Annotated in this window: 23 protein-coding genes and 2 pseudogenes; 12 read left to right on the top strand and 13 right to left on the bottom strand. The window is 68.5% G+C overall.

Annotated features, from left to right (window positions below; all coding sequences use genetic code 11):
- The coding region (locus ACFVYE_RS43605) for a transposase (RefSeq protein ID WP_389609026.1) at positions 1–337 on the bottom strand (337 nt) is incomplete at its 3' end.
- Between the two features lie 542 nt (positions 338–879).
- Here ACFVYE_RS43605 and ACFVYE_RS43600 point away from each other — a divergent pair.
- From ACFVYE_RS43600 to ACFVYE_RS43575, 6 genes are all read left to right on the top strand, one after another.
- On the top strand, positions 880–1,209 hold the full coding sequence (locus ACFVYE_RS43600) for a transposase (protein WP_389609024.1): 330 nt from the start codon (positions 880–882) through the stop codon (positions 1,207–1,209).
- Positions 1,206–1,631 carry an IS3 family transposase gene (locus tag ACFVYE_RS43595; RefSeq protein ID WP_389609022.1) on the top strand — a complete coding sequence of 142 codons (426 nt, stop codon included), beginning with the start codon at positions 1,206–1,208 and terminating at the stop codon, positions 1,629–1,631. Before ACFVYE_RS43600 ends, ACFVYE_RS43595 begins: the two co-directional genes overlap by 4 nt.
- On the top strand, positions 1,606–2,406 hold the full coding sequence (locus tag ACFVYE_RS43590) for a hypothetical protein (RefSeq protein WP_389609020.1): 801 nt from the start codon (positions 1,606–1,608) through the stop codon (positions 2,404–2,406). Before ACFVYE_RS43595 ends, ACFVYE_RS43590 begins: the two co-directional genes overlap by 26 nt.
- Before the next feature lie 621 nt (positions 2,407–3,027).
- On the top strand, positions 3,028–4,293 hold the full coding sequence (gene istA / locus ACFVYE_RS43585; protein WP_389609018.1) for an IS21 family transposase: 1,266 nt from the start codon (positions 3,028–3,030) through the stop codon (positions 4,291–4,293).
- Entirely contained in the window at positions 4,293–5,141 is an 849-nt protein-coding gene (gene istB, locus ACFVYE_RS43580; protein ID WP_389609016.1) for an IS21-like element helper ATPase IstB, read from the top strand. Before istA ends, istB begins: the two co-directional genes overlap by 1 nt.
- Positions 5,142–5,656: 515 nt before the next feature.
- A complete protein-coding gene (locus tag ACFVYE_RS43575; protein WP_389609014.1) occupies positions 5,657–6,874 on the top strand; it encodes an IS256 family transposase in 1,218 nt (405 codons plus the stop codon).
- Between the two features lie 93 nt (positions 6,875–6,967).
- Here ACFVYE_RS43575 and ACFVYE_RS43570 read toward each other — a convergent pair whose 3' ends face one another.
- A complete protein-coding gene (locus ACFVYE_RS43570) occupies positions 6,968–7,372 on the bottom strand; it encodes a hypothetical protein (RefSeq protein ID WP_389609012.1) in 405 nt (134 codons plus the stop codon).
- Positions 7,373–7,772: 400 nt separating this feature from the next.
- Between ACFVYE_RS43570 and ACFVYE_RS43565 the strand changes: the two genes are divergently transcribed.
- The gene (locus ACFVYE_RS43565) at positions 7,773–8,006 is read left to right on the top strand and encodes a hypothetical protein (protein ID WP_389609029.1); all 234 of its coding nucleotides are present in this window, start codon (positions 7,773–7,775) and stop codon (positions 8,004–8,006) included.
- 152 nt (positions 8,007–8,158) lie between these two features.
- Here ACFVYE_RS43565 and ACFVYE_RS43560 read toward each other — a convergent pair.
- The 11 genes and pseudogenes from ACFVYE_RS43560 to ACFVYE_RS43510 all read right to left on the bottom strand — a co-directional run.
- Positions 8,159–8,557 (bottom strand): annotated as a pseudogene (locus ACFVYE_RS43560) (IS5 family transposase); the annotation flags it as partial.
- 51 nt (positions 8,558–8,608) lie between these two features.
- Positions 8,609–10,438: a protein kinase gene (locus tag ACFVYE_RS43555; protein WP_389609010.1), complete on the bottom strand. Its 1,830-nt coding sequence runs from the start codon at positions 10,436–10,438 to the stop codon at positions 8,609–8,611.
- A 217-nt stretch (positions 10,439–10,655) separates the two neighbouring features.
- Positions 10,656–10,952 (bottom strand): hypothetical protein, encoded by a 297-nt coding sequence (locus ACFVYE_RS43550; protein WP_389609008.1) that lies wholly within the window; start codon positions 10,950–10,952, stop codon positions 10,656–10,658.
- Between the two features lie 76 nt (positions 10,953–11,028).
- A pseudogene (locus ACFVYE_RS43545) lies at positions 11,029–11,283 on the bottom strand (IS5/IS1182 family transposase); the annotation flags it as partial.
- A 142-nt stretch (positions 11,284–11,425) separates the two neighbouring features.
- Entirely contained in the window at positions 11,426–12,250 is an 825-nt protein-coding gene (locus tag ACFVYE_RS43540; RefSeq protein ID WP_389609006.1) for a hypothetical protein, read from the bottom strand.
- Between the two features lie 135 nt (positions 12,251–12,385).
- Positions 12,386–12,898 (bottom strand): hypothetical protein, encoded by a 513-nt coding sequence (locus ACFVYE_RS43535; RefSeq protein WP_389609004.1) that lies wholly within the window; start codon positions 12,896–12,898, stop codon positions 12,386–12,388.
- Between the two features lie 374 nt (positions 12,899–13,272).
- Complete coding sequence (locus ACFVYE_RS43530; RefSeq protein WP_389609002.1) at positions 13,273–14,682, bottom strand: MATE family efflux transporter; 1,410 nt, start codon at positions 14,680–14,682, stop codon at positions 13,273–13,275.
- A 4-nt stretch (positions 14,683–14,686) separates the two neighbouring features.
- Positions 14,687–15,715: a cysteine synthase family protein gene (locus ACFVYE_RS43525; protein ID WP_389609000.1), complete on the bottom strand. Its 1,029-nt coding sequence runs from the start codon at positions 15,713–15,715 to the stop codon at positions 14,687–14,689.
- 60 nt (positions 15,716–15,775) lie between these two features.
- Positions 15,776–17,146, bottom strand: coding sequence for a Y4yA family PLP-dependent enzyme (locus ACFVYE_RS43520; protein WP_389608998.1), 1,371 nt, complete (start codon positions 17,144–17,146; stop codon positions 15,776–15,778).
- Entirely contained in the window at positions 17,137–18,162 is a 1,026-nt protein-coding gene (locus ACFVYE_RS43515; RefSeq protein WP_389608996.1) for an ornithine cyclodeaminase family protein, read from the bottom strand. Before ACFVYE_RS43515 ends, ACFVYE_RS43520 begins: the two co-directional genes overlap by 10 nt.
- Before the next feature lie 31 nt (positions 18,163–18,193).
- Positions 18,194–19,189, bottom strand: coding sequence for a TauD/TfdA family dioxygenase (locus ACFVYE_RS43510; RefSeq protein ID WP_389608994.1), 996 nt, complete (start codon positions 19,187–19,189; stop codon positions 18,194–18,196).
- 310 nt (positions 19,190–19,499) lie between these two features.
- Between ACFVYE_RS43510 and ACFVYE_RS43505 the strand changes: the two genes are divergently transcribed.
- The 5 genes from ACFVYE_RS43505 (at position 19,500) to ACFVYE_RS43485 (ending at position 25,727) form a co-directional block, all read left to right on the top strand.
- Positions 19,500–21,059, top strand: coding sequence for an ABC transporter substrate-binding protein (locus ACFVYE_RS43505; RefSeq protein ID WP_389608992.1), 1,560 nt, complete (start codon positions 19,500–19,502; stop codon positions 21,057–21,059).
- Positions 21,060–21,175: 116 nt separating this feature from the next.
- Positions 21,176–22,066 carry an ABC transporter permease gene (locus ACFVYE_RS43500; RefSeq protein WP_389609027.1) on the top strand — a complete coding sequence of 297 codons (891 nt, stop codon included), beginning with the start codon at positions 21,176–21,178 and terminating at the stop codon, positions 22,064–22,066.
- Positions 22,063–22,920, top strand: a complete 858-nt coding sequence (locus ACFVYE_RS43495) for an ABC transporter permease (RefSeq protein ID WP_389608990.1) — start codon at positions 22,063–22,065, stop codon at positions 22,918–22,920. Before ACFVYE_RS43500 ends, ACFVYE_RS43495 begins: the two co-directional genes overlap by 4 nt.
- Positions 22,917–24,407, top strand: coding sequence for an ABC transporter ATP-binding protein (locus tag ACFVYE_RS43490; protein ID WP_389608988.1), 1,491 nt, complete (start codon positions 22,917–22,919; stop codon positions 24,405–24,407). Before ACFVYE_RS43495 ends, ACFVYE_RS43490 begins: the two co-directional genes overlap by 4 nt.
- A 120-nt stretch (positions 24,408–24,527) precedes the next feature.
- Positions 24,528–25,727, top strand: a complete 1,200-nt coding sequence (locus ACFVYE_RS43485; protein ID WP_389608986.1) for an IS256 family transposase — start codon at positions 24,528–24,530, stop codon at positions 25,725–25,727.
- Positions 25,728–25,870 lie beyond the last annotated feature (143 nt).

Here is a 25,870-nt window from a genome sequence, read left to right as displayed (position 1 = left end):
GCGCCCTGACATGCGAGCCGTCGATCGCTGCGTCATCCATCTCCAGCAGGCCCTCTTTGCGTAGTTCCGCCAGAAGGACCTCGTGCAGACGGGGCAACACCCCGGCCTCGGTCCAGTCCCGCAGACGCCGCCAAGCTGTCACCCCACTGCAGCCGACCCGCTCTGCGGGAACGTCCCGCCAGCTCACGCCCTTGCACAGCACGTAAACGATGCCCCGCAGAGCAGCACGGTCATCGGCCGGAAGCCGCCCGGGATACCGATGCCGCCGGGGCGGACGAACCGGCAGCAGCGAGGCTATACGTTCCCACAGGTCATCAGGCACAAGATCAGCAGACACCCGGAAGATCCTGCCGACATAACACCCAACTGCCAAGCCACCACATCGATCTCATTCTGAAATGATCAGTAAGAGCGGGAAGACCGTTCGAACGGGGCACGCTGGCGCTCGAACGCCTCGCGGCGGACCAGGCTGGTCCGTTCTACGCCGGAGGTGTCACGTCGCCGTTCCAGGTTTTGCTGAGCCTTCACCGAAGTGTCGCGTGGCCTGATCGGAGCGTGGCTGAAGTTCGAACTCATGGAGACGAACTTGTGAGCCCACCCATGCGGTGGTGATCGGGGCCAGCGGGGCGCCGGTCACCCCGACCGCCGCAGCCAGCAGTGCTGTGACCCCTCCCCCATGATGGCTATGCCCTCACCACCAGCGTCGGCCTTTCATCTCGTTCGCGACAAGGCTGCTGTCGTGACGCTCGCCATGCGTCGATACCTGTGCGACCTGACCTTCACTCAAACCTTGGGCCTGTCAAGGATCAGCGAGACGGAACATTTGAGCTGAACCGGATTCCGTAGCGGCCCTGAAGCCGGGCATGATTGCCTCGGCAGATGGGAAGCACAGGTCTGATGCCTGCACCCCGGAAGTATCCTGACGAGCTCCGCGAGCGAGCCGTCCGTGACGTACGGAACTCTGGCCGTCCCGTCGCACATGTGGCCCGGGATCTTGGTATCCACAAGGAAGCACGTCGTCTGTGGGTCCGCCAAGCCGAGGCCAACCACGGCAGCCGGCCCGACTTGCTGACCACTGTGGAGCGAGCCGAACTCGTACAACTCCGCAAAGAAGCAGCCGAGTTGCGGCGGGCGAACGAGATCCTGAAGGCCGCCAGCGTGTTTTTCGCCAAGGAGCTCGACCAGCCCCGCACGCGGCCGACGCGGTGATCAACCACCTCCGCGACGACTTCGGGGTCGAGCCCGTCTACCGGGAACTGGACCTGTCGGTCTCCGCCTACAACGCCCGCCGTAAGCGTCCGAAGTCCGCACGCCGACTCCGCGATGAACACCTCGTCGCGGACATCCGCCGCATTCACACCGGTTCCGGCGAGACGCACGGAGCCCGGCGCATCCACCGCCAACTGCGGCGGGAGGGTGTCGCGGGGTCAGGCTGCCCCCAGCTTCACCAGGCCGCTGCGACGACCCAGCGGTGGTGGCCTTTCACCTCCACTCGATTGCAAAGCGCCTCGTGGCGCACCCCTGTGCCACTGAAGCTGGGCCGATTGCCATCGAAGATGGACCGAGAGCCCATTGTCGGTGGAGTGCGGCGCTTTCCTGTCCGTCATGGAGCTCACGCAATCGATGCTTGACGACCTGCTGGACCAGATCGCCGCCCCGAGTGGATGTCTGCACCTGTCACTGGACACCGACCCGCAGACTCTCGTTGACAGGCTGGCCGACCGTTACGGTGCGCCACGGACCTTGGTCTTGGAGGGGTTCGCGGACCCGACCGTGGACGAGTCCCGTGGGGCCGCCCTTCTCGCTGTCCTCGCAGGCCGGGGCGAGACGGTTCGGGCGTGGGCATACGGAGGTCAGTGGATCGGCGCCGGGACCGCCCGGGACGCCCACGGGATCGCCCGGCCGGTGCTGGCGGCCGCGCCACGGCGAGTACAGGTACCGACCATGGAGGTGGCCGGCCAGGACGAGGACTGGGTGGAGCGGCTCATTGCCATTACGGCCTGGCCCTCGCCCCCGCAGCGGCCGGACGTCGACTGGGCTCGAATCGAGGCAGGGGTGGGCACGCGCCTCCCGCGCGACTACAAACGCATAGTGGAAATGTTCGGGAAAGGTGCCTTCGACGGATACCTCACCCTGAACCAGGAACCGTGGACCAGCCTCCGCGAGGATGGTCTGCTGATCTGGGCAGGCACCGAGCACGAGGACCTGTACTGCTGGCAGATCGACGACAGCATCGACCCGGACCGCTGGTCTGTCGCCGTCCAGCCCTGCGACGACGACTTCGTCCCCTTCGACTGCTCGGCGGCGGAGTTCATCTGCCGCATCCTCCTCGACCCGCACCACCCGTTCACGATGGCCCGCTACTTCGACACTCATTGGTTCATGAACTATCGCGAGATCGAGTGACCTGACCCTGCCTGCCGCCAGTGGAACCGATGGGTGCGCTGCGCTCCGGCTTCTTCCGGGCGCGGCGGCTGGCGGGCCGGTCGCCAGTCCAACTTTGATGGCAACCGGTCCAAGTTCGTTGTCAGGGGACAACGAGGACCGGTCTGATGGGCCGCATGGTGCCGGCGTCACGACCTTGCCGAGACTTGCACGAACTGGGCCTGCGGGCGGATATGTGCCGCTGGGACGGTCAGCGGCGACGTCGCCCGTGGCCGGGCAGACCGGCCGGGATCGTGTACACGCTGGAGCCGCCGCTGCTGGTGACCGGCTTCGCCCACCCTTGGGTCGGCGCGGGTGGCACCATGCGCAGCAGCCCGTCCACGACGGGAGGGGGAGCAGCAGGAGCCGCTATCGGCTCTGCGGACAGCGGGCACCGCTCCCCCTCCGGCATGGAGTGCTGGCCAAGAGTGCCCTTGTGAGTGATTCGGACCTAGGTACCGCACGCGCACTCGTAACTGTTCTCCAGCTCCTGGCCGGTTCTCGGCGTCGCTTGAATTCTGACCCTCTGACGGCGGATCAAAAGTGACCCACTTGGTGGTCTTCGCCGGAACCTGATCTTGATGGAAGGTCAGGAGGGAGAGGGTGATCCTCGTGGAGGACTGGGCAGAGATCCATAGGCTGCACCGGGCTGAGCAGATGCCGATCCGGGCAATCGCGCGGCATCTGGGCATCTCGAAGAACACGGTCAAGCGGGCCCTGGCCACGGACCGGCCGCCGAAGTACGAGCGCCCGTCTCAGGGGTCGGTCGTGGACGCGGTCGAGGTCCAGATCCGTGAGCTTTTGCGGGAGACTCCGACGATGCCGGCCACCGTGATTGCCGAGCGGATTGGTTGGGAACGCGGGATGACGGTCCTCAAGGACCGGGTGCGGGACCTGCGGCCTGCCTATGTGCCAGTCGATCCGGTCTCGCGCACGACGTATCGGCCCGGCGAGCTGGCCCAGTGCGACCTGTGGTTTCCCGAGGCGGACATCCCGCTCGGCTACGGCCAGAGCGGACGGCCGCCGGTGCTGGTGACGGTGTCCGGCTACTCGCGGGTGATCGCCGCGCGGATGCTGCCCTCGCGCACGACCGGCGATCTGATCGACGGGCACTGGCGGCTGCTCTCGGCCTGGGGCGCGGTGCCCAAGACGCTCGTCTGGGACAACGAATCCGGGGTCGGCCGCGGGAAGCTCACCGCCGAGTTCGCCGCGTTCGCGGGCCTGCTCGCCACGAAGATCCATCTGTGCCGGCCCCGTGATCCAGAAGCGAAAGGGCTGGTCGAGCGGGCCAACGGCTATCTGGAGACGAGTTTCCTTCCCGGCCGCACCTTCAGTGGCCCCGGCGGCTTCAACACCCAGCTGACCGGCTGGCTGACCGTCGCCAACCGGCGTGTCCACCGCACCCTGCAGACCCGCCCCGTCGAGCGGTGGGAGGCCGACCGGGCCGGGATGCTTGCCCTGCCGCCCGTCGACCCGCCCGCCTGGTGGCGGCTGCAGACACGGATCGGCCGCGACCACTACGTCCGCGTCGACACGTGCGACTACTCCGTGCACCCCGCCGCGATCGGACGCACCGTCACCGTGCTGTGTGACAACGACGAGATCACCGTCCTCGCCCCCAGCGGCGAAATCGTCGCCCAGCACCCGCGCTGCTGGGCCCGCCACCAGACCATCACCGACCCCGACCACGCTGCCGCGGGCAAGGTGATGCGAGGTGAGGTGCACCACCAGCAGGCCGCCCGTGCCAAAGCCGCCCGAACAGCCCAGACCGCCCCAGGCCCGCTCATCGAGGTCGAGCAACGCGAACTGGGCACCTATGACCGGCTGTTCACGGTCATTGAAGGCGGCAAGGGCAGGGAGGTCGGCTGATGCCCCGCACCACCGCCGTCCTCGACAATGCCACCAACGAGATCACCACCACGCCGGCCGCGGGCCGCAGGACCGGCTCCCAGACCGCAGCCGACCTCGCCTTCCTCGCGCGGGCAATGAAGGCCCCGGCCCTGCTGGATGCCGCTGACCGTCTCGCCGAGCGAGCCCGCAAGGAGTCCTGGACCCATGCCGAGTACCTCGTCGCCTGCCTGCAGCGCGAAGTGTCCGCCCGTGAGTCTCACGGCGGTGAAGCACGGGTGCGGTCCGCCCGCTTCCCCGCGATCAAGACCATTGAGGAGCTGGACGTCACCCATCTGCGCGGGATGACGCGCCAACAGCTCGCACATCTGGGAACATTGGACTTCATCGCGGGGAAAGAGAACGCCGTTTTCCTGGGACCGCCGGGCACCGGGAAGACACACCTGGCGATCGGGCTCGCGGTCCGCGCCTGCCAGGCCGGACACCGCGTCGCGTTCGCCACCGCCGCTGAATGGGTCGACCGCCTGGCCGCCGCCCACCACACCGGCCGCCTCCAGGCCGAGCTCACCAAGCTCAGCCGCTACCCGCTCATCGTGGTGGACGAAGTCGGCTACATCCCCTTCGAAGCCGAAGCCGCGAACCTGTTCTTCCAGCTGATCTCGAACAGATACGAACGCGCGTCCGTGATCGTCACCAGCAACAAACCCTTCGGACGCTGGGGAGAAGTCTTCGGAGACGAGACCGTGGCCGCCGCCATGATCGACCGCCTCGTCCACCACGCCGAGGTCCACTCTCTCAAGGGCGACTCGTTCCGCATGCGAGGACGTGAACTCGGACGCGTCCCCACCGCCACCACCGACAACGACTGAACCAACCAGACCGAAGACACCTGGGTCAGATTTCAACCGGCCAGAGTGGGTCCAAGTTCAGCCGCCGCCGACACCGGTCAGGACCACTTCCCCGGACTTCGGGCAGATGCCGGGGCGGCCTGACGCCGGGTGCTCGTAGAGACGACCGCTGCGCAAGCTCGCCTTCGTCGGGGCACCGCACTCAGAGCAGACGAACTCCTTCGCTGGTGCAAGAAACTGCTACTGCTGTTCCGTTCGCCGGCGCGTAAACAAGAGCCTGGCAGCTGGGACCACATGAGGGACTACGACCTGTCTTTCGAGAAACTGGCAGACGCCGTCGACACCGCCGCTGAGGCTCGGCAGGGTGCCCGGATCGTGTCCCCTGTCGTGGTGTAGGGGATCAAGGTGGTGAGCCTGGGTCGGTGCGCCCCGCAGGTGCTTCCGCTGCTCCGGTTCGTGCCCCCTGAACAGGCAACGGCCATCGTGCAACGCTCCGGGAAAACGGCTACGTCCAACCCGGGGAGTGCACGACGGCCTTGTCCCAGTCCGACCTGTTGCGGCTGCTGAAGTCACTACGTGCGGCGGATGGAGTCGACACGATCCGCGCGGTGTGCGAGCGCATTCTGCAGGAACTGATCGAGACGGAGGCCACCGCCCGGATCGGCGCCGAGTGGAACGAGCACATGGAGTCCCGCACCACCTGGCGCAACGGGCACCGCGAGAAGACGCTGACCACGCAGGCCGGCGATGTGGAGCTGGCGATCCCGAAGATCCGGGCGGGGAGCTTCTTCCCTTCGCTGCTGGAGTGCCGCCGCCGGATCGACCGGGCCTTGTATGCGGTGGTGTTGGAGGCATACGTGCTCGGTGTGTCCACCCGCAGCGTCGATGACCTGGTCAAAGCCCTGGGTGCGGACACCGGCATCTCCAAGAGTGAGGTCTCGCGGATCTGTGCCGGGATGGATGCGGAACTGACGGCTTTCCGTACCCGGCGGCTGGATCACACCCGCTTTCCCTATCTGTTCTTGGACGCCACCTACGTCAAGGCCCGGGTGAACCACCAGATCGTCTCGCAGGCCGTGGTGATCGCCACCGGCGTCAGCGAGCAGGGAAACCGCGAGGCGGTCGGGGTGATGGTGGATGACAGCGAGAGCGAGGCGTCCTGGACCGCGTTCTTACGCAGCTTGCGCGAGCGGGGGCTTTGCGGGGTGCGGCTGGTGGTTTCCGACAGCCATTCGGGGCTGGTCAAGGCCATCCGCAAGGTCATGTTCGGTGCCGGCTGGCAGCGCTGCCGGGTTCATTTCGTGCGCAACGTCTTCTCGGTGATCGAAAAGGGCACCGGGGAGATGGCCGCAGCGACCATCCGCACCATCTTCGCCCAGCCCACCGCTGAGGCAGTCCGGGCCCAGCTGGATACTGTCGCCGACATGCTCGGCAGACAGTTCCCCAAGGTCAAAACCATGCTGCTGGAGGCGAAAGAGGACCTCACCGCCTTCGCCGACTTCCCCCGGCAGCACTGGAAAAAGATCCAGTCCACCAACCCGCTGGAACGGATCAACCGCGAGATCAAACGTCGCACCGACGTCGTCCAGGTCTTCCCCAACCCCGAGGCCGTCCTACGACTGGCCACCGCAGTGCTGGCCGAAATGCACGACGAATGGATCGTCTTCCCCCGCCACTACCTCTCCGAAGAGAGCATGGCCACCGTCTACGCCACCGCCGACACCGAGGCCCTCCCCGGCACTACCGAGGGCTGATCCCCTCCATCACGGCAGGGGACACGATCGACTGGAACCGCTCATGTGCGATGCCGGACCATGTGCAGCTCACCCGGCCGCGCGGCAACCGGGTCAACTCGCCGGGCTGGTCAGGACGCAGTTCGGATAATCGTTGTCCGGATCGCCGACGGCGACCCATAGCTTCAGGACCTTGCCGTGCCTCAAGGCGTCGTAGGGGTCGGGCTCCCGCTCACCCGTTTCGGGGTGAGCGGCGTCGAAGGTCACACCGACGAAGGTTTGCCTCTTGTTGGAGTCTTGCACCCAGGTGCCTGTTCCGGACCCGGTCAAACCCTCGTCCCAGCGGTAGGCGATGCAGACTTTATCGGCGATGAACGTCCCGTCCGGCTTCAGCGTGAGGGTGCCGCCGTCGGCATCGGTCCACGTGGTCGCAAGTTCGGCCGGCTTCAGAACGACCGGCTCGCCTTCGGGCGGCGGCATGACGGTGAACCTGCCGCAGGCCGTCAGGGCGAGGGCCATGGCAAGCAAGATCAGCGCAGTACGACAGGAACGCAACACACTCCACCCCTAGCGGGTTCCGCAGGCCGCGTGCGCGACCGATGGGCTCAAGAACGCACGCCGTACCCTGACACAGAGTTTGAACGCGTTCAAGTCTTAGTTGTCGGCGGCCACTCTTCACGAGGCGTGAGGCGGTACGGCAGCGAAGTACCGCAACCACAGCGGCCGATCGCGGTCGGGCCGCAAATAGCCCATGGATCACCTTCTTCACGAACCGCTTCCTGGCCCGGCGCACGCGACGGTCCATGCCATCACCACTTGACGCGACGGGCACCGCAACAGGTTGCTGACCACCCAGGGCAGAGAACAGCTGCCCGCCGCTACACCACACCAGGGGACATGACCCAGCGACCAGGACACCATGGGCTACGCCGGCCACCCCGCGATGGAGGCCGCGACCGTCCAGGCCCCAGCCGGCCGGCTGGGGCTGGCCTCCGATGGGGCCTACGAGCCGATCGAGGACAACGGCGCCGAGTTCACCACTTACCTCCACGGCACCCCGCGCGAGGTGGCACAGGACCTGACGGAGACAGCCGTCGCCTGGGGCGGCACCTGTCCGGACAACGCCACGGTGCTTGTCGCCGACCTTTCCTGACCCCTTGTCCGGACCAGTGTCCGGACGTGTCCGCCCCCCTCGCGGCCAGACCCGGACACCCGCCCAGACGCCACCCGCGCCACGAACGAAAGGCACCACTCATGGCACACATCACGATCACCCACACCGCCACAGACGGCACATCTGTCGGGGCCCCGGGACTGTCCGAGGGCCGGGCACGGCTGCCAGCGGCTCGGTTCTTCCGGTTCATCCCCGTCCGCGGGCCCTTTTTCGGGCACCGGCGGCGTGCTGGTGGGCCCGGTCAATGGTTGAGTCGACCGACGCCATCCGCTCCACCCGGGCTGCCGCGTCGTCGCGGACCTGGACGTGCTCCAGCAGCTTCGCCCAGATCCCGTCCGCCTCCCAGCGGGCGAACCGCTCGTAGACGGTCTGCCATGGCCCGTACCTCTCGGGGAGATCACGCCACGGAGCCCCCGTCCACAGCCGCCACAACACACCGTTGACCGCCTGGTGGTGGTCCCGCCACAGACGGCCACGCCCGTCCGCCTTCGGCAGCAGGGGCTCTATCGGCTTTCCCGGGCCGCGTCCATCAACTCACCTAGACCTGAAACAAGAACAAATGATCGGACATGCTTTGGTAGTCAATTGTGGGCTTTGGCCGCCTGCAGGGCGGTCAGCTGGCGGACGTAGCGAGCGGCGACGATCGCTGCTGGCACAACCAGTACATGCAGGGCCAGAGTGAACCAGGTTGCCGCCTGGAACTCGTACCGGTAATCAGCTTCGCAGCAGATCGGATCGCTCTGGCCTGCGATGGCCACCTTCTTCTCGATGACCACCAATTGAAGGAATCCGGTCCATGGACCCAGGAAGAACGGCCAGGTCATGAGGGTGACCAGGCAGACAGCCCACCAGGATTGGAGCAGGCTGGCCGGGGCTGAGTCGTCGCCTTGGCTGGGCGGGCTGGAGGCATGCCAGACGTCGTTGGCAATCTGCTTGGGGAGAAAGAGATTCGCGACGGGGATGAACCATCCCACCACCGCCATGGACGGGCGGTATCGCAGCCGGCCGGGAGCGAACTGCTCGGCGACGGCGCGCACGCGGGCGGACCAAAGAAGCCAGCTCACTACCAGCCCTGCGCCGAAGAGGAGTTGGGCATCAAACAGGATCTGGAATGTGCCGCTGTGCCAGCTTTCCATGTCCCCCATGAGATTCCAGGCCAAGTCCCAGGCCGGATAATAATCGTAGTCGTCATACACGCGGCCCTGGTCGGCGGCGACGACGATCTGGTGGACGGCCGTGAGTACGGAGACCAGGGCGGAGAGGGCGAGCATCCAGTAGACAGCGGCCCGGTACCCATCGGCCGGGCCCGTCCGGCCGCGTGCGCGGCGGCGTTCGTCGGCAAGCCGGGACTGCGGCGTCTTCGCATGCACAGTCCGACCGGGCTGGACCAGCTGCCGCGCTTGGTTGACGACAGTGGGCGGGTGCAGCGGCTTGGCCGGGGCCGAGGCTGTCGCCTCTGCGGCAGGGTCCGCTGCGGGTGTGGCGTCCGAGACCGGAGCCATCCGGGTGTGCGGGTCCTCCCGGTCGAGGAGCTGGACCGCTTCCTGGCCGAGCCGGGTCAGCACCTCCAGCGGCAACCAGGGTCCCAGCGAGCGGTACTGAGTCTCCTGCCGTTTCCGCAGCTCGGCCAGAGCCGGCCGATCCGCCGGATCCTTGGCCAGGCAGGCCGCAGTCAGCTCTCGCAGTGGCTCGGGCACGGCGCTGAGGTCCGGTGGCTCGTGCACCACCCGGTACATCAGAGCGTGTACCTGTCCCTCCGCCACATCGAACGGGAGCCGCCCGGACGCGGCGAAGGCCAGCACCGCACCGAGCGAGAAGATGTCACTCTTCTCGGTGAGCCGCTCGCCCCGGATCTGCTCCGGTGACATGAAGCCAGGCGAGCCGACCACCACCCCGGTGCCGGTCAGGCCACCAGTAGTGGAATCCAGGGCACGGGCGATGCCGAAGTCGATCACCTTCGGCCCCTCGATGGTCACCATGACGTTCGACGGCTTCAGGTCACGGTGAATCAGCCCGGCGGCATGGATGTCGTCCAGCGCCTGACACAACCCAGAGGCCAAACCGCGCACCGAGTGCTCCGGCAGCGGCCCGTGCTGCTCCGCCACCACCTGCTGCAAGGTCGGCCCTGCGACGTACGTCGTGGCCACCCATGGCAGTGCCGCATCCGGGTCTGCGGCCAGCACGGCGGCCGTCCACTCCCCGCCGACCTGCCGGGCCACAGCGGTCTCCTTGGCGAACCGACGCCGAAAATCCGGGGCCGCCGCCAGCTCGGCACGGATGGTCTTCACCGCCACCATCCGGCCCCGCGGGGACCGGGCCAGATAGACCACCCCCATGCCGCCTTCCCCCAGCCGGCCAAGGAGCCGGTAGTCAGCAACCCGGTCGGGGTCCTGATCTTGCAAAGGCTGCACGGTATGTAGCTCCCCCCTGGAACATCACTTCGGCGGACCAAGAGTAGCTCCGGCTCACCAACCAATACCGGTGAATGCCACCAGGCCAAATGGGGCACCTACCTGCACACGAGCATCCACCCAGTTCCGCAGATGAACCCGTGCGCCGACAGGCGGTCCTGGACCTGGGTTCCGTCAACGACGATGCCCTCGACCTCAGGCCGCACTAGGTCGTGTTTTAGGAAGTGCGGGCGGCCAGCCATTTGATGAGGCCGCCCGCGATCCGGTCGATGCTGGTCTCGACGGCGACGCTGTGCTCGCGGCGGGTGGTGTCGCGGCGGACGATTTCGTAGTCGCCCTCGTCCAACACGGCGACGGAAGCGAACCAGGCCGGGTCGTCCTCGTCGGGCTGGATGACGACGAAGGTGTTGTCCGTGTCGTTCAGCTCGCTGATGAGCATGAACAGGGCGTCCTCGGACGGGTCGTCGATGTGGTCGCCGTTCTCGCTGTCGGCGCAGTAGTAGTCGGCGGCCACGGGCCCTCCCCTTGCGTGTGCTGCTCGTTTCGGTGGTCAGGATGGCACGGGATGGCAGCCGGCCGGCAGTTCACAGCTACTGGCCGATCGCCGCGATGTGGACGGCCGCCTCGAAACGCACGGCGAGTTTGTCGTATCTGGTCGCAACAGCCCGGTGTTGCTTGAGCCGGCTGATCCCGCACTCCACTGCGTGCCGTGCCTTGTAGTCCTGCCGGTCGAAAGCAGGCGGACGGCCACCATCGCGGCCGCGGCGCTTGCGGTTGCGGATCTGGTCGGCTGGCTCGGGGATCGCGCTCCGGATCCCGCGTCTGCGCAGACACCTCACGATGCTAAGCCGTCAAGCCGCGGCTGCCATTTCGGTGGGGTAGGCGGTCTCTTCGTCGAACAGTTCGTGCTGCTGAAGGCAGTGGTAGAGCTGGCCAAGCATGCGGTTGAACAGATTCCTTTGAGCTGCCGCGTGCCAGTCGCCCGCCTCACGGCGGCGCCGGTAGTGGGCGTCGGCGCCGGTGGATGCGTGCAGGGCGGAGAAGGCCCATAGATAGCCGGCGTGGTTGAGGCGGTCGTTCTTCACCCAGCGTCGGGTGATGCTCGACTTCGCCCGCGTCCGGAAGATCGTCGGCGATGCGTTCGCGGCGCTGGACGCCGTCCTTCAGGAAGCCTTCGGCCGTGCGCAGCGCCCGGTCGATGTCGGCGAGGAAGTACTTCTCCTGCAGTTCCGCCGGCAGCTGCGCGGCCTGAACCTTGACCGCGACGTCGATGTTGGTCGTTGGCATCGTGGTGCGCAGCCGGGCGAGTTCTTCCTGGAGCGAGGTGGTCTGGTCCTGGGCACGAGTGGCGAGGAGTTCGGCCTCCTGCCGGGCCTGGCGGGCCAGCTCCAGCTCCTGCTTGGCGATGTGCAGCTGCTCGGTCAGGGTGTCGATCTGCTCCTGGGCCACGGCTGGCGCTGCGGACAGCGCATCGAGGTTCTCCTGGAGGCGGGCCACCAGGCGCAGCAGGAGCAGCGTCAGCTGGTGTGCGCCGACGCGTTCCTGCTGGAGCTCAAGGGTGCGGTCGGTCATCGCCGCGAGCCGGTCGCTGGTCTTCTCGATCACTGCGAGCACGCCGCCGGGCGAGGCGGGGGCTTTGGGTGCGGCGGAGGGCGGTTTGTCGGCGGCCTGCCACAGGCGGTGCGCTCGTTCAAGGTCCAGGGAGCGCTTGCGGGACTCGGTGACCACCGCCTTGACCACTGCGTCGACGAAGGCCTTCGGCGGTACCTTCCCGCTGAGGTTGTCGCTGATCGTCGACTTCCCGTACGGCACCGCGTCCTGCAGTTGTCGCAGCGTGACGCCGGGAGTTGCCCCCGCATGACCCGCCCTGCAGCGTCCTTGCCCGCCCGATCCCGCCGTAGCCCCGGCCGTTCCGCAGGCCCCCAGCTGACGATCCCCACAAAGCGATCACGCTGCGGTCGCTCGCGCAGCAAACTGCCCCGCAGGAGCGAACTCGCCATCGACACCGGCGACGGCGGCCGGGTCATCGACCTGCGCCGGGAACCTCACGCCGCCGACTGACTGCCCCGGGGAAAGGCCGGCGGCCGCTACCTCTGCTGTGCCTGCGGCGCGGAGCCGATATTCACCGGACCGGCCACCCCCCACTCCGGTTTCACTCCCCGTTTCCGCCACGACGGCAGCGCCCCCGGCACCGACCGGTGCGGCGCGCCCGCTCCCCACCAGGCCTACGTCCAGGCCGACTTCACCGTCATCCTCGATCTGCGCGACCAGCTGGTGCGTGCCCTGCCCGGCGCGACCATCTGCCTCCAGATCGACCCCCAACTCGCCGGACAGCGCTGGGAACTTCCCCCAGCCCTCGTCATCCGCCGCGGCGACGACGTCGTCGCCATCGAACGGCCGCGCCGCCTGCTCACCCAGCCCACGGTCGACGCCCGCCTGCAGGACGTGCGCACCCAGCACGGCGAGAGCACGACGCACTGGTGGTTCTTCGACCGCGACGACGCCATGCACTACAGGGCGGCCGGCACCGTCAAGGTCCGCCCCGACGCGCCTGGTGGTGCGAGCCGTCGATCACCGCCCGTGACCAGTCCAGCTTGCCCGCCCGGTGCAACTCCGTGTCTGGTCAAGGTCGTCCAAGGGGGTGAGCCGGGCGATCATGCGCTCTGCCCAGTTTTGAGGCTGGTTTGGTTCGTCTGGTGCCGAATTCACCAATGCCGGGTGCCTCCTGCCAGACTTTCGCGGTCTCCGAGCTCATTGTGCGGGTGGGACCGGCCTGCTGGCAGGCCGGTCCCAGGAATCGGATCACTCGCAAGGGGCGAGCACGACGTAACTCCCTACGCGACGGCCGGGGTGGCGTGTGTTCGGGCGTGCTCGCTCAGCGAGCGGGAGTAGCGGCGCAGGAGGAGGGCGGCGGTGGCGGCGAGGCCGGTGAGGAGGCCGAGCCAGATGCCGAGGGTGTCGAGGTTTAGGGCGTACGCCAGGAGCCAGGAGGCGGGCAGGCCGACGGCCCAGTAGCCGATGAGGGTGATGCGGAAGCCGCTCTTGGTGTCGTCGAGGCCGCGCAGGAGTCCGACGCCGATGTTCTGGGCGCAGTCGAAGAACTGGAGGAAGGCGGTGACGATCAGGAGGTGGGTGGCAATGGTGAGCGCCTGGTCGGAGCCGGAGTCGAGGAAGGGCGCCAGGATCAGCTTGGGGATTGTCAGGTAGAGCAGTCCGACGACGGCCATGACGGCGGCGGCGCAGGCCAGGGCGGTGTTCTTGAGGCGTCGGGCGTCGTCGTGGTTGCCGAGGGCGAGCTCGCGGCTGACGTTGATGGACGCGGCGTGGGAGAGGCCGACGGCGACCTGGAAGGCGATGTAGACGAGCTGGTTGACGGCCGTGTGCGCGGCGAGGGCGTCGGGTCCGAAGGAGCCTGCCATCAGGGCGGTGATGGAGAAGAAGCCGGCCTCGGAGCCGTAGGTGGAGGCGATGGGGATGCCGAGGTCGACGAGGCGCTTGACGGTGGCCGCGTCGGCCGTGGTGATGTCCAGGGTCAGGAACGGCGCGAGCTCCTTGTCCTTCCTCGCGGAGAAGTAGAGGGCGAGGAAGGACAGCAGATACACGCTGGACGTGGCGATGCCGACGCCGGTGAGGCCGAGGCGGGGCAGGCCGAAGGTGCCGTGGATGAGGATCCAGTTCAGGCCCGCATTGACTGCGATCGAGGCGATCGTGATCTGCAGGAGGGCCTGGGGGCGGCGCATGCCTACGGTGAACTGGCGGACGGCCTGGAACCACAGGCAGGGCAGCAGGCCGGGAGCCAGGGCGAAGAGCATGGTCTGGGTGAGGTCGACGACGTCCGCGTCCTGGCCGAGCCAGGTCAGGGCCTGGCCGATGAGGATCATCAGGACGGCTCCGGCGAGTCCGGCGAGCGTGGCGACTGCCATGCTCGCCCGGGCTATGGAGCGGACCTCGTCATGTGCTTGCTCTCCTGCCGCGCTGCCGTCGCCCTCTTCGGTCTTTCGCTCGGCGCGGGCGGCCGCGGCGGCTATCTGGTTGCCGACTGAGGTGAGCAGGCCGACGCCCATGGTGCGGATCTGGTTGAAGATGACGATGGCCAGACCGCCGGCGGCGAGTTCCGTGGTGCCGAGGAGACCCATCATCACCGTGTCGGTGGTGGTCAGCGCCACCTGGGCGAGCTGGGTGAGGATCAGGGGCACGGCGAGGACGCCGAGGGCACGGCTGTCGCGGAGGAGAGTGGTCAGCATGGGTTTATCGGTTCCCGCGGAGTTTGGTGAGTAGCTCGTCGATTTCCCGCTCGGCCTCGGCGTTGAGGAGATCGCGGTCCTGCATCCATTCGTCGTTGAAGACGGTGTCCATGTACTTCTCCCCGCCGTCATTGATGAGGGCGACCATAGTCGTGCCCGGGGGCAGGGAAGCCAGCCGGGTCAGGGCCTCGTAGACGACGCCGCCGGCGGAACCGCCGATCAGCAGCCCTGTTCGGGCGACCGCGCGGCAGGTGGCGAACGCTTCGACGTCGCTCACCTTGACGCCTTCATCGATGAGGTCGAAGTCGACCAGGGCGCCGATCTCGGCGCCTTGGGGGGTGCCGGTACCGGACTGGTAGTAGTCATGCGCGGGGCCGCCGAAGGCGATGGATCCCTTGGGCTCCACCCCTATGACCTCGAAGCCGGACATCAGCTTGGTCAGCTCCCGGCCGGTGCCGCACAGCGCGCCGCCGGTGCCCACGGCCCCGATGAGGACGTCGATCTTCCCGTCGAGGGCCTCGTGGAGCTCGTGCGCGACGGGAAAGTAGCCGACGCCGTTGGCGGGATTGTTGTGCTGCTCCGTGAAGATGGTGTTGTCCTGGCCGCGAGCCATGTCCTCGGCCAGCTCCTCGCGGGCGGCGGTGGCGAGCTCTTCGGTCCCGTCGTCGACGACGTAGACCAGCTCAGTGCCGAGGGCCGTCATGCCGCGGAGCTTGTCCACGCAGGCGTGGTTGTCGACGACGGCGGTGAAGGTGTAGCCGCGTTCGGCGGCGATCACCGACAGCCCGAGGCCGGTGTTGCCCGAGGTGGACTCGATGATCCGGCCGCCAGGCCGCAGCTCACCGGCCTGTTCGGCGGCGTCGATCATGGCTCGTGCCATACGGATCTTGGCCGTGCCGGTGGGGTTGAACATCTCCAGTTTCAGCAGCAGTCGGCTGCCGGTCTCGGTGGAGGCCAGTTCCAGCAGGGGGGTGTAGCCGACGAGATCGGACACGCGGGAGACCACGGCGGGGCGCTGAAGGGCTCCGGGCATCGGTAACTCCAGAAGAGTGTGGGAGGCAGCAGGGGGCGGGATGCGTGTGGGCGCTGTGCGTCAGGTGAAGTGGCGGTCGAGGCGCCAGCGCGGGCGCGGCTCGTCGGTGTGATCGACGACGACCTTGGGCGGCAGGGCCAGGTCGTGGAAGGGGGACTCGTTGGAGTCCATCTGATAGCCGGCCGTGTTCGGGTAGACGAGCAGGTCACCGGTCCGGGGGCGGCGGGGGAAGGAAATCTTCCGCCATGTGAGCATGTCCGATTCCAGGCAGGTGGCCGCCCCGACGCTCGCCGGGAAGGCGCCCTCGGGGCTGTCGGGGTCCTGAGGGATCAGGATCGGGTCAGGCAGGTACTCGCTGTTGAACCACTGCTCGGAAAGGCTCAGGCTCGTCCCGTCCACGGTCAGGATCTGGTATCCGTCACGCTCCTTGACGCCCTGGACCCTGAAGACCGTCGCCCCTGCCTGGTGAAGCAGTGCCCGTCCCGGCTCCAGAAGCAACAGGACGCCCGCGTCCCGCAGAAGCCGGGCCAGCGAGTGTTCGTGGGCTTCGGGCTGGGTGGCGAGCAGTGCCGCCAGAGCGTCGGCGCCGGCCAGGGGAGAGTGGTACGGGTAGAAGTCCCCGGTGTGGAAGGTCTTGCCCGCGTGGTAGTGGCTGCTCTTGTGCTCGGTGAGGAAGGTATGCCAGCTGTCCGCGTCGGTGTAGCTGATGGGCAGGCCGCCGCCGATGCTGATCCGCGAGGCCTCCAGCCCCTGGACGCGGGCCTTGAGGCACAACTCGACGAGGCGGGCTGCGAGGTCGGCCCGCGGCTGGAGGGCATAGCCGGACAGGTGGAAGCTGAACCCCTCCATCCGGACGGCGTCCCCGGCCTGGACGCACCGGTCCAAGGCTGTGGCCAGTTCGGCTTCGGTGAGTCCGAAGCGGCTGTGCGGCTGGGCGGGCGGCAGAGCTCGCAGCAGGATCCTGGCGGGCCGGATGCGGCCGGTCAGGGCGATGGTGACGAGGGTGTCGAGCTCGTCGAGCGCGTCCACGGCGACCGGTGCCCCGTGCTGGACGGCCAGATGGAGGAGGGCCGGGTCCTTGGCGGGACCGGTGACGACGAGGTGCTCACCCCGCACGCCGTGGCCGAGGGCCTCGCGCAGCTCGGCCACGGAGGCGACGTCCACACCGGCGCCGCCTGCCGCAGCACGCTCGACGAAGAGCGCGGCCTTGTTGGCCTTCTTCGCGAAGTACACGAAACCGTCGACCCCGGCCGCTGCGAGCGCGCCCTGCATGTCCCACAGGTTGGCGTCGAAGGCGTCGGGCAGCAGGAAGTGGAACGGGCCGCCGAACGCGTAGGCCAGCTCTGGGAGAAGGCCACTGGCCAGGACCTGCTCGGTGGCGGCGTCGGGCAGCACCGGGAGGGTGGGCAGGGGACGGCTGTTCACTGCCACAGCGCGACCTCGGTGCCCAGGCCCTGCGCGAGGGCGAGCTGGGCGAAGCGGTGTCCGAGGGCGATGTCGGTGACGACGAGGCCACTGTTGTAGGCGAAGATCCGCTCGGCGGCACCCGTGCGCCCGGTGCTCTCGCCCGCGAGGACGGGCGGGAACTCGGAGTCGACGGCCGGGAGTTTGCCCTCGGCGTCGACCATGTCGGTGCCGGTCACATTCATCTGCGCCTCGCTGGTGGCGATGATGCGGTCCGCCTCGTGCAGGGTCGAGGGCGCCAGGCCGTGGCCGACGAGGATCGACAGCGCGCCGGGCTTCAACCAGGAGGCCTCTACGGCGGCCTGGGTGTGCCCGCCGGCGGTGGCGACGATGACGTCGGCATCCGCGGCCGCAGCCTGCAGACCGGTGACGATCTCCACGTCCCGGTCCGGGAAGTACGTGCGCAGCTGCTCGCGGACGGCAGCGATGCCTTCGGGGTGCGACCCGGACAGCATCAGCCGGTCCAGGTCCGGCAGGGTGGTGAGCAGGAACGGCAACGCGAGCCGGCCCTGGGTTCCCGTACCGATGACCAGGGCGCTGCGGGCGCCGGGGGCGGCGAGTTCGCGGGCCAGCAGCGCGGAGACGGCCGGGGTGCGCAGGGAGCCGATGCGGGAGCAGTCCATCATCGCGACGGGCAGGCCGGTGACGTCGTCGTAGATCGTCAGTGCGGTGTAGTAGTGCTGCTCCTCGCGGCCCTTGTCGAGGCCGTGCTTGTAGGAGGTCTTGATCGCGACGACCTCGCGGGAGCCATCGCGGCCGAGCATCGCGTAGGAGACCGAGTGCCCGTCCTGCGGCTTGACGGTCAGCTTCCGGGGGTTGTCGGACTGGCCGGCCTGGAGGGTGCGGTAGGCGCCCTCCACAGTGGCCACCACGTCGGCCAGGGATATGTCGATCCCGGCGAGGTCGGTGGTGGACAGGATGCGCAGGTGCTTGTCGTCGCCGGATATGGCGGCGTTGGCGGGGGCGGCTGAGGTGTCGGTCATGGTGGTCTTCCTCCGGGTGCGGGGCGGGTGGTCAGCTCGCGTGTGCTTCGAGGGCGCTCTGGCCGTAGCCGTGTTCGTTCGCCTCGGCCTCGGGACGGGTGCGGCGGCCGGGTACGCGGACGGAGGCGCGCTTGAGCCAGCGGTCGGTGCCGTCGTAGCGGGCCTGGAAGGGCACCCGGCCGTGGACGACGAGGTCGTTGTCGACGACCAGGACTTCGCCCGGGCTGAGGCCGACGGCGACCGAGACACGGGCCAGTTCGTCGGAGAGGCGCCCGTACGCGGAGCGGTAGGCCTCGTCGGCGTCGTCCAGCGGGGTGTACGCGGGGTCGAAGCGCAGCGTCATGCCGTCGTCGGTGGCGAACAGGGTCGGCACCACGGGCGGGGCCTCATCGGCGTAGCCCTGGGCCTCCTCGTAGGCGTCGTCGGGGAGGATCGGCAGTGCCGGCCCGGTGAGGATCTCGATGTCCGCGTCGGCGAGTTGGGTCTTGCGGATGCTGGCGGCGGTGGTGGCGATGTTGTCGTGGTTGCGCATGCAGCCGAGCATCAGGAGGTGGGCGCGGCCGGGGTGGAAGGCGTCCTCGGTGTGAGGGCTGAGAAGCACGGTGCTGCTGGCGCCGGTCTGTTCGGTCTCGTGGCCTGGGGAAGGGACGATGTTGTGTACGAAGCGTCCGTTCTGCTGGCCTTCCCAGGCGATGGGGTTGCCCATCACGGTGGCGAGAAGAAGCAGGGCGATGTCGTACACGGCGCCGCTGTCGCCGGCGGTGGCCCAGCTCGAGGGCGTGCCACCGACGGCTTCGTCGTCGACCTCGAAGCCGCGCAGGACGAAGAGGCCGTCGGCGGTGTCGACGGGGCGGCAGTGCGCGCGCAGGGTCTGGCTGAAGTCTTCGGTGACCTCGGCGACGCGGGCCAGGAGCTGGGGACTCGTGGCGGAGGTGCCGAACTCGGCGAGGATTTTCTCCGCGGCCTGGCGGAGTTCACCCGCGGTCTGGGCGTCGAGCTCGCGGACGGGTGCGGCTGCCGTGCTCATGGCGAAGAGATCCGTTTCGTCGGATGGCAGGGGGATCCGCAGTTCTGGGTACGGCCTCCCGCGCGGGCGGCGGGAGTTGCGTAACTGGCAAGACGCGACGGTTGGTTGGGGCCTGTCGTGGATCTGCGGAACCGGCGAACGCCCCGAACCGTAACACCGAACTGAGGTAAGGCAAACCTTACCGTCCGGTCATGTGGGGGCGATATTCAGACATGCGCCCCATTGCGGTCGGCGACTTGCGGAAATGGCTGCCATTAGGATAGGCAACCCTAAGCATCTCCCCCGTTGCTTCAGTGGATCGAGGACGTAAGTGAACTTCAACAGGCGACAAGTGCTGTGGGCCGGCGGAGCGATAGGCGCGACAGCACTGCTCGCCGCCTGCTCTTCGGGGAGCGGGGACACCGCCACCGACAAGGCGGCCGCCGGGGACGGAAAGCCGAAGAGTGGCGGCACGCTGCGTATCGGGGCGCTGGGTCGTGCCGGAGCCATCACTCGTGACCCCCACGGCACCCAGGCCAACGAGAGCGACTATCTGGTCATCGCGCTCGTCTTCGACACCCTGGCCATGCCCGGATCCAAGTCCAACACCGTGCCACGCCTGGCTGCTTCCTGGGAGCCCTCGGCCGACCTGAAGACCTGGAAGTTCAAGATCGCCCAGGGCGCCACCTTCCACGACGGGAGCCCGGTCACCGCCGAGGATGTCGTCTGGTCGCTGCGCCGCCTGCGCAACACCAAGTCGGGAGCCTCCCGTCTGCCGGGAGTCAAGGGCCCGCAGAGCATCACAGCCGAAGGCGCCGACACCGTCGTCATCGTCTCGGACTACGCCAACGCCGACTTCCCCCTCCTGACGCGGCTCACCACCTTCGTCATGAAGAAGGACACTGCCGACAACGCACTCGACAAGGCTCCCGGCACCGGCCCGTTCAAGCTCGACTGGTACCGCAACGGCAACGCACGCCTGGTCAAGAACGACAAGTGGTACGGCGGTACCGTGCACCTCGACGCCATCGAGGTCACCATGTTCGAGACCCCGCAGGCCATGGCCAACGCCCTGCTCGCCGGGCAGATCGACGTCGCCTCCAACGTCGGGGCCGTCGCGGCCCGTACCGCCGAGACCCGCAAGGACGTCCAAGTCCTGCGCCGTCCCAACGACATGGCGATGCCCATCGTCATGCGCACCGCCGCCGGCAGCCCCTTCGCCGACCCGCGCGTGCGCGAGGCCATGCGCCTGGTTGTCGACCGCGATGCGATGGTCAAGCAGGTCCTCTCCGGCTACGGCACCGTCGCCAACGACATCCTGGGCACCGGCGACCCCGCTTTCGCCAAGGACATCCCCCAGCGCAAGCGCGACCTGGACAAGGCCAAGAAGCTGCTCGCCGAGGCCAACTTCGACCTGTCGAAGACCTACTCCCTGGTGACCACTGAGGACATCTCCGGACTCGCCGAGTCCGCGACCCTCTTCGCCAACCAGGCCCGCGAGGCCGGCATCAAGGTCGAGGTCGTCAAGCAGGAATCCGGCGCCTTCTGGGACAAGACCTGGAAGACCGGCGACTTCTACACCACTTACTGGGGTACCAACGACTCGGTGGTCTTCTTCGCCTCCAAGACCATGGCCAGCGAGGCCGGACAGAACGAGGCCGGCTGGGCCGACCCCGGCTTCGACGCCGCCTATCGCAAGGCCATCGCCACCGCGGACGAGAAGGAACGCGCCGCTGCCCTCAAGGAGCTCCAGCAGATCGAGTACGACCGCTCCGGCTACCTGCTGTGGGGCATGGCCGACGGCATCGACCTGGCCGCCGCCAAGGTCAAGGGCCTGCCCACGCTGCCCGGTTACGGCCGCGTCCAGCTCGAGAACGCGTGGCTGGCTTGAGCCGCACGGCCCAGGATCGCGCTGTGGCCGTCCCCGTCACGACGGGGACGGCCACAGCGCCGCGCCGCGCCCGCCTGCCGCTGCGCCTGGCGGCCGCAGTCGCCCGGCGCGCCCTCATGCTGGGCATCCTGCTCGCCGTGGTATTCGGCGCCGTCGAACTGCTCCCCGGCGACGCCGCGAGTGCCAGCTCGGAACGCGGCGACAGTGCCGCAGACGTCGAGGCCCGTCGACACCTGCTCGGCCTCGACCGCCCCGTCTGGGAACGCTTCTCCGACTGGATGACCGCCCTGCCCACCGGCGACCTCGGCATCAGCGCCCGCGGACAGAAGGTCGCCGAACTCCTCGCCGACCCCCTGCCCAACACCCTCCTCCTCGGCGGCACCGCCTTCGTGCTTACCGCCATCGCTTCCCTGGCCCTGGGGTGCTGGGCCGCCACTCGCCCTGGCCGCCTCACCGACCGCATCATCAGCCACACCTCCACCGCCGCGTTCGCGATACCGGAGTTCGTCGTCTCGGTCGCCCTGCTGCTCGTACTTTCGCTCTGGACCGGCTGGCTACCTGCCGTCACCCTCACCGGTGCTGACGGTTCACTGGCCACCTGGACGATGCTGATCATGCCGGTCCTGGCCCTGGTCATCCCGCAGACCGGCTGGAACACCCGTATCGTCCGCGGGGCCCTCGCCGATCAGGCCCGCACCCCGCACGTCGAAGCCGCTCACCTCGACGGGCTGCCCGTCCACCGGGTCGTGCTCCGTCACGCGCTGCCAGGTGCGATACCCGCTATCGCCACCGGCATCGCGACCTCCACCGGCATGCTGCTCGGCGGGGCCGTCGTCGTGGAGACCCTCTTCAACTACCCGGGTATCGGCTCTGTCCTGGCCTTTGCGGTCAGCAGCCGCGACACCCCGCTGATCGCCGGAGTCGTCGCTTGCGCCGGAGCCGCCATCAGCCTCGTCCTGCTGGCCGCCGACCTGTTGCGCGCCCGCATCCTGGGAGCACGCTCATGACCGCCGCCCCAGCCACCACCGCTGCCGACAGCGCCCGATCCAGCGGCACCAGGGCTCGGACGTTGTTCCGCGTCTCACCCGGGCTGCTTCTGATCATCCTGGCCCTGACCGGTCCGTGGCTCGCCGCTCACCCGCTCGACACGCCTGTCACCGCGCCTTACGCGGCCGCCGGCGACGGAGCGGTGTTGGGCGGGGACCAGCTCGGGCGTGATGTGCTGAGCCGCCTTTTGCACGGCGGCACGGCGCTGATCGCAGGCGCCCTGTTGATTGCGGTGGTCGTCACTGCCGTCGCCACCGTGGTGGGCTGCCTCGCCGTCCTGCGTCCCCGGCTGGGAAGCGCCATCGAGCGCACCGCCGATGTCTTCATTCTCCTGCCGCCGGTACTCGGCATCATGCTGATCGCCCTGGCTTGGCCCGGCGGCGGACGCTGGGCCGTCATCGCCGCCGCCATCGTCCTGGGCACCCCGTACGCCATCCGGATCGTCGCCTCCGCTGCCGCGCCCCTGGCCTCCGCGGGATACGTCGAAGCCGCCATGGCCCGGGGGGAGAGCTCGACGTACATCGCCTTGCGGGAACTGCTGCCCAACCTGCGCGCCACCGTGCTCGCCCTCTTCGGACTGCGGTTCGTCGAAGCCGTCTATGTGATCTCGATGGCCGGATTCCTCCAGATCGGCCTCCAACCCCCGGCCGCGGACTGGGCGCTGATGATCCGCGAGAACGCGCCCGGCATCCTCCTCAACCCCTGGGCCGTCCTCGCCCCGAGCGCGGCCATCGCCGTCCTCGCGATCAGCTTTAACCTCGCCTCCGCCTCCCTTGCCTCCCGCTCCACACTCAAGGCGGTCACCACCCCGTGAGCAACACCGCACCCGCCCCCCGATCCACCCCGGCCACGGACACTCCCGTGGCCGGGGCCACCGGCCTCGAAATCCGCATCCCCGGCGGACCGGTCCTGCTGCACCCGGCCTCCCTGACCGTCCGGCCCGGACAGATCACCGCCCTGACCGGCCCCTCCGGCTCCGGCAAGACCACCCTGCTCCGCGCATTCATCGGCCGCTTCCCCGACGGCGCGGCCATCACCTCCGGAACCCTCGATGTCCTGGGCCACCGGCCTGACGGACTAGCCCACCGGGATCTGCGGAACCTGCGTCGCCACCGGATCGCCTACGTTGGCCAGGACCCCGGCTCCGCCCTCAACCCCCGCATGAAGATCCGCAGCATCGTCGCCGAGACCGCCACCGACCCGAGCGACGAGGCCGTGCTCGGCCTGCTGCGCGAGTGCCGCCTCCCGGTCGACGACGGCCTCCCAGACCGGCGCCCCACCGCGGTATCCGGCGGCCAGCAGCGCCGCGTGGCCCTCGCCCGTGCCCTGGCTCGCACCCCCGAGATCCTCCTCCTGGACGAGCCCACCGCCGGGCTCGACTCCGCCCTGCGCGACGAGATCGCCGAACTGCTCCGCGATCTGGCCACGAGCCGGGGCCTGGCCATCGTCATGGCCTGCCACGACCCCGAACTCGTCAAAGCCTGCGCCGACCACGTCGTCCACCTCACCGCGCCCCAGCCCGCGCACGTACCGCCCCAGCGCACCGCCGGATCCAGCGCCCGCCCCATGGCCACCACCAAGGGCGGTGAAGGGCTGGTCACGAAGGGGGTCAGCGTCGCCTTCACCCACCACACCGGCCACCACCAGGCACTCGACACGGTGGACTTCGGCGCGGCTCCCGGCTCCGCCACCGGCATCGTCGGACCCTCCGGCTCGGGCAAGACCACCCTCCTGCGCGTCCTGGCCGGACTCCAACCGGCCAACTCAGGCGAACTCGCCTTGGACGGGAACCCGCTCGCCTTCACAGCCCGCAAGCGCCCGCGCCGACACCACCGCTGCATCCAACTCGTACCGCAGAACCCTCTGGGCGCGCTGAACCCCTCCCGCACCATCGGCGCCACACTGGCCCGCCCTCTGCGCCTGCACACAGGTCTGCCCCGGCCGGGCATCGCCGCCAAGGTTGCCGACCTCCTCCACCAGGTCGAACTCCCGGCCGACTTCACCGACCGCTACCCTGGCGAGCTCTCCGGCGGCCAGCGCCAGCGCGTCTCCATCGCCCGCGCCCTCGCCACCGACCCCGACTACCTGCTCTGCGACGAGATCACCTCGGCCCTCGACCCCGAGACCGCGGTCACCGTCATGGACCTCCTGGCCCGCCTGCGCGCCGACCGCGGCCTGACCATCGTCATTGTCTCCCACGAACTCCACCTGATCACTGCCTACACCGACACCGTGTACCTCCTGGACACCGGCAAAATCACCGCCAGCGGCCCCACCGCAAAGGTCATGCCCAGCGCCTGAGCGGCCGCACGGCAGGCTGACCCTCGGTGTCTGCTCAGGAGCGAAACAGGGCGTGGCCTGCCACCAGTTCGACCGTCACGGCCACCGCCTGCGCCGCCAGCAAGGCGATAAGACGAACAGGTGTACCGCGCCCAGGCCGAGGGACTGCAGCTGACCGGTGAGGGCGGGTTGCTTCAGCAGTTGACGAAGCGGCTGCTGGAGTCCGCTCTGGAGGGAGAGATCACCGATCACCTCGGCTGTGAAAAGCACGACCTTGCCGGGAAGAACGGCGGCAACTCCCGCAACGGCACCCGCGCGAAGACCGTGCTGACGGACGTCGGTCCGGTAGAGATATCCGTGCCCCGCGACCGCGACGGATCCTTCGAGCCGAAGATCGTCAAGAAGCGGCAGAAGCGCCTGACCGGCGTGGACGAGATGGTCATCTCGCTGTCGGCGAAGGGGCTGACCACGGACGAGGTCCAGGCTCACCTGGCCGAGGTCCATGGAGCCGAGGTCTCCCGCCAGACGGTCTCCACGATCACCGACAAGGTCATGGACGGCATGGCCGAATGGCAGAACCGGCCCCTGGGCGCGGTCTATCCGGTGGTCTTCATCGACGCGATCCACGTGAAGATCCGCGACGGCGCCGTCGCCAACCGGCCCATATATGTGGCCCTGGCCGTCACCGTCGAGGGCCGGCGCGACATCCTGGGACTGTGGGCCGGCGACGGCGGCGAGGGCGCCAAGCACTGGCTCCACATCCTCACCGAGATCAAGAACAGCGGCGTGGGCGACGTCCTCATGCTCGTCTGCGACGGTCTGAAGGGCCTGCCCGACGCGGTCGAGACCGTCTGGCCCCGCACGGTCGTACAGACCTGCGTGGTCCACCTGCTGCGGAACTCCTTCCGCCATGCCGCCTGCCAGGACCGGGACAAGATCGCCAAGCTCCTCAAGCCCGTCTACACGGCGCCGACCGAGGAGGCTGCCCTCGACCGGTTCGCCGAGTTCGCCGACGCCTGGGGCAGGAAGTATCCGGCGATCGTGAGGCTCTGGGAGAACGCCTGGGAGGAATTCACCCCGTTCCTCCGCTTCCACACCGAGATCCGCCGCATCGTCTGCACGACGAACACCATCGAATCGGTGAACGCGCGGATCCGCCGGGCGGTCCAGGCCCGCGGGCACTTCCCCAACGAGACCGCCGCCCTGAAGTGCGTCTACATGGCGGTCATGTCCCTGGACCCCACCGGCCGAGGTCAGGCCCGCTGGACCATGCGCTGGAAGACCGCCCTGAACGCCTTCGACATCACCTTCGACGGCCGGCTCTCCGCAGCCCGCCAGTAACCCCAACCACCCTCGATACACTGCTCGATTGACAGACCCTGGCGTGGGGGGGGGGGGGGGCGGGCGCCGCCCCCCCCGGGGAGATGAGGAAAAAATTATATTGGGTGGGGGAACGGGCGGCCGGGGCCCCCAGTAAAATAAAA

The sequence above is a fragment of the Streptomyces sp. NPDC058239 genome (assembly GCF_042882185.1).
Taxonomy (GTDB): Bacteria; Actinomycetota; Actinomycetes; order Streptomycetales; family Streptomycetaceae; genus Streptomyces.
This window is presented reverse-complemented; position numbering and strand designations above follow the sequence as displayed.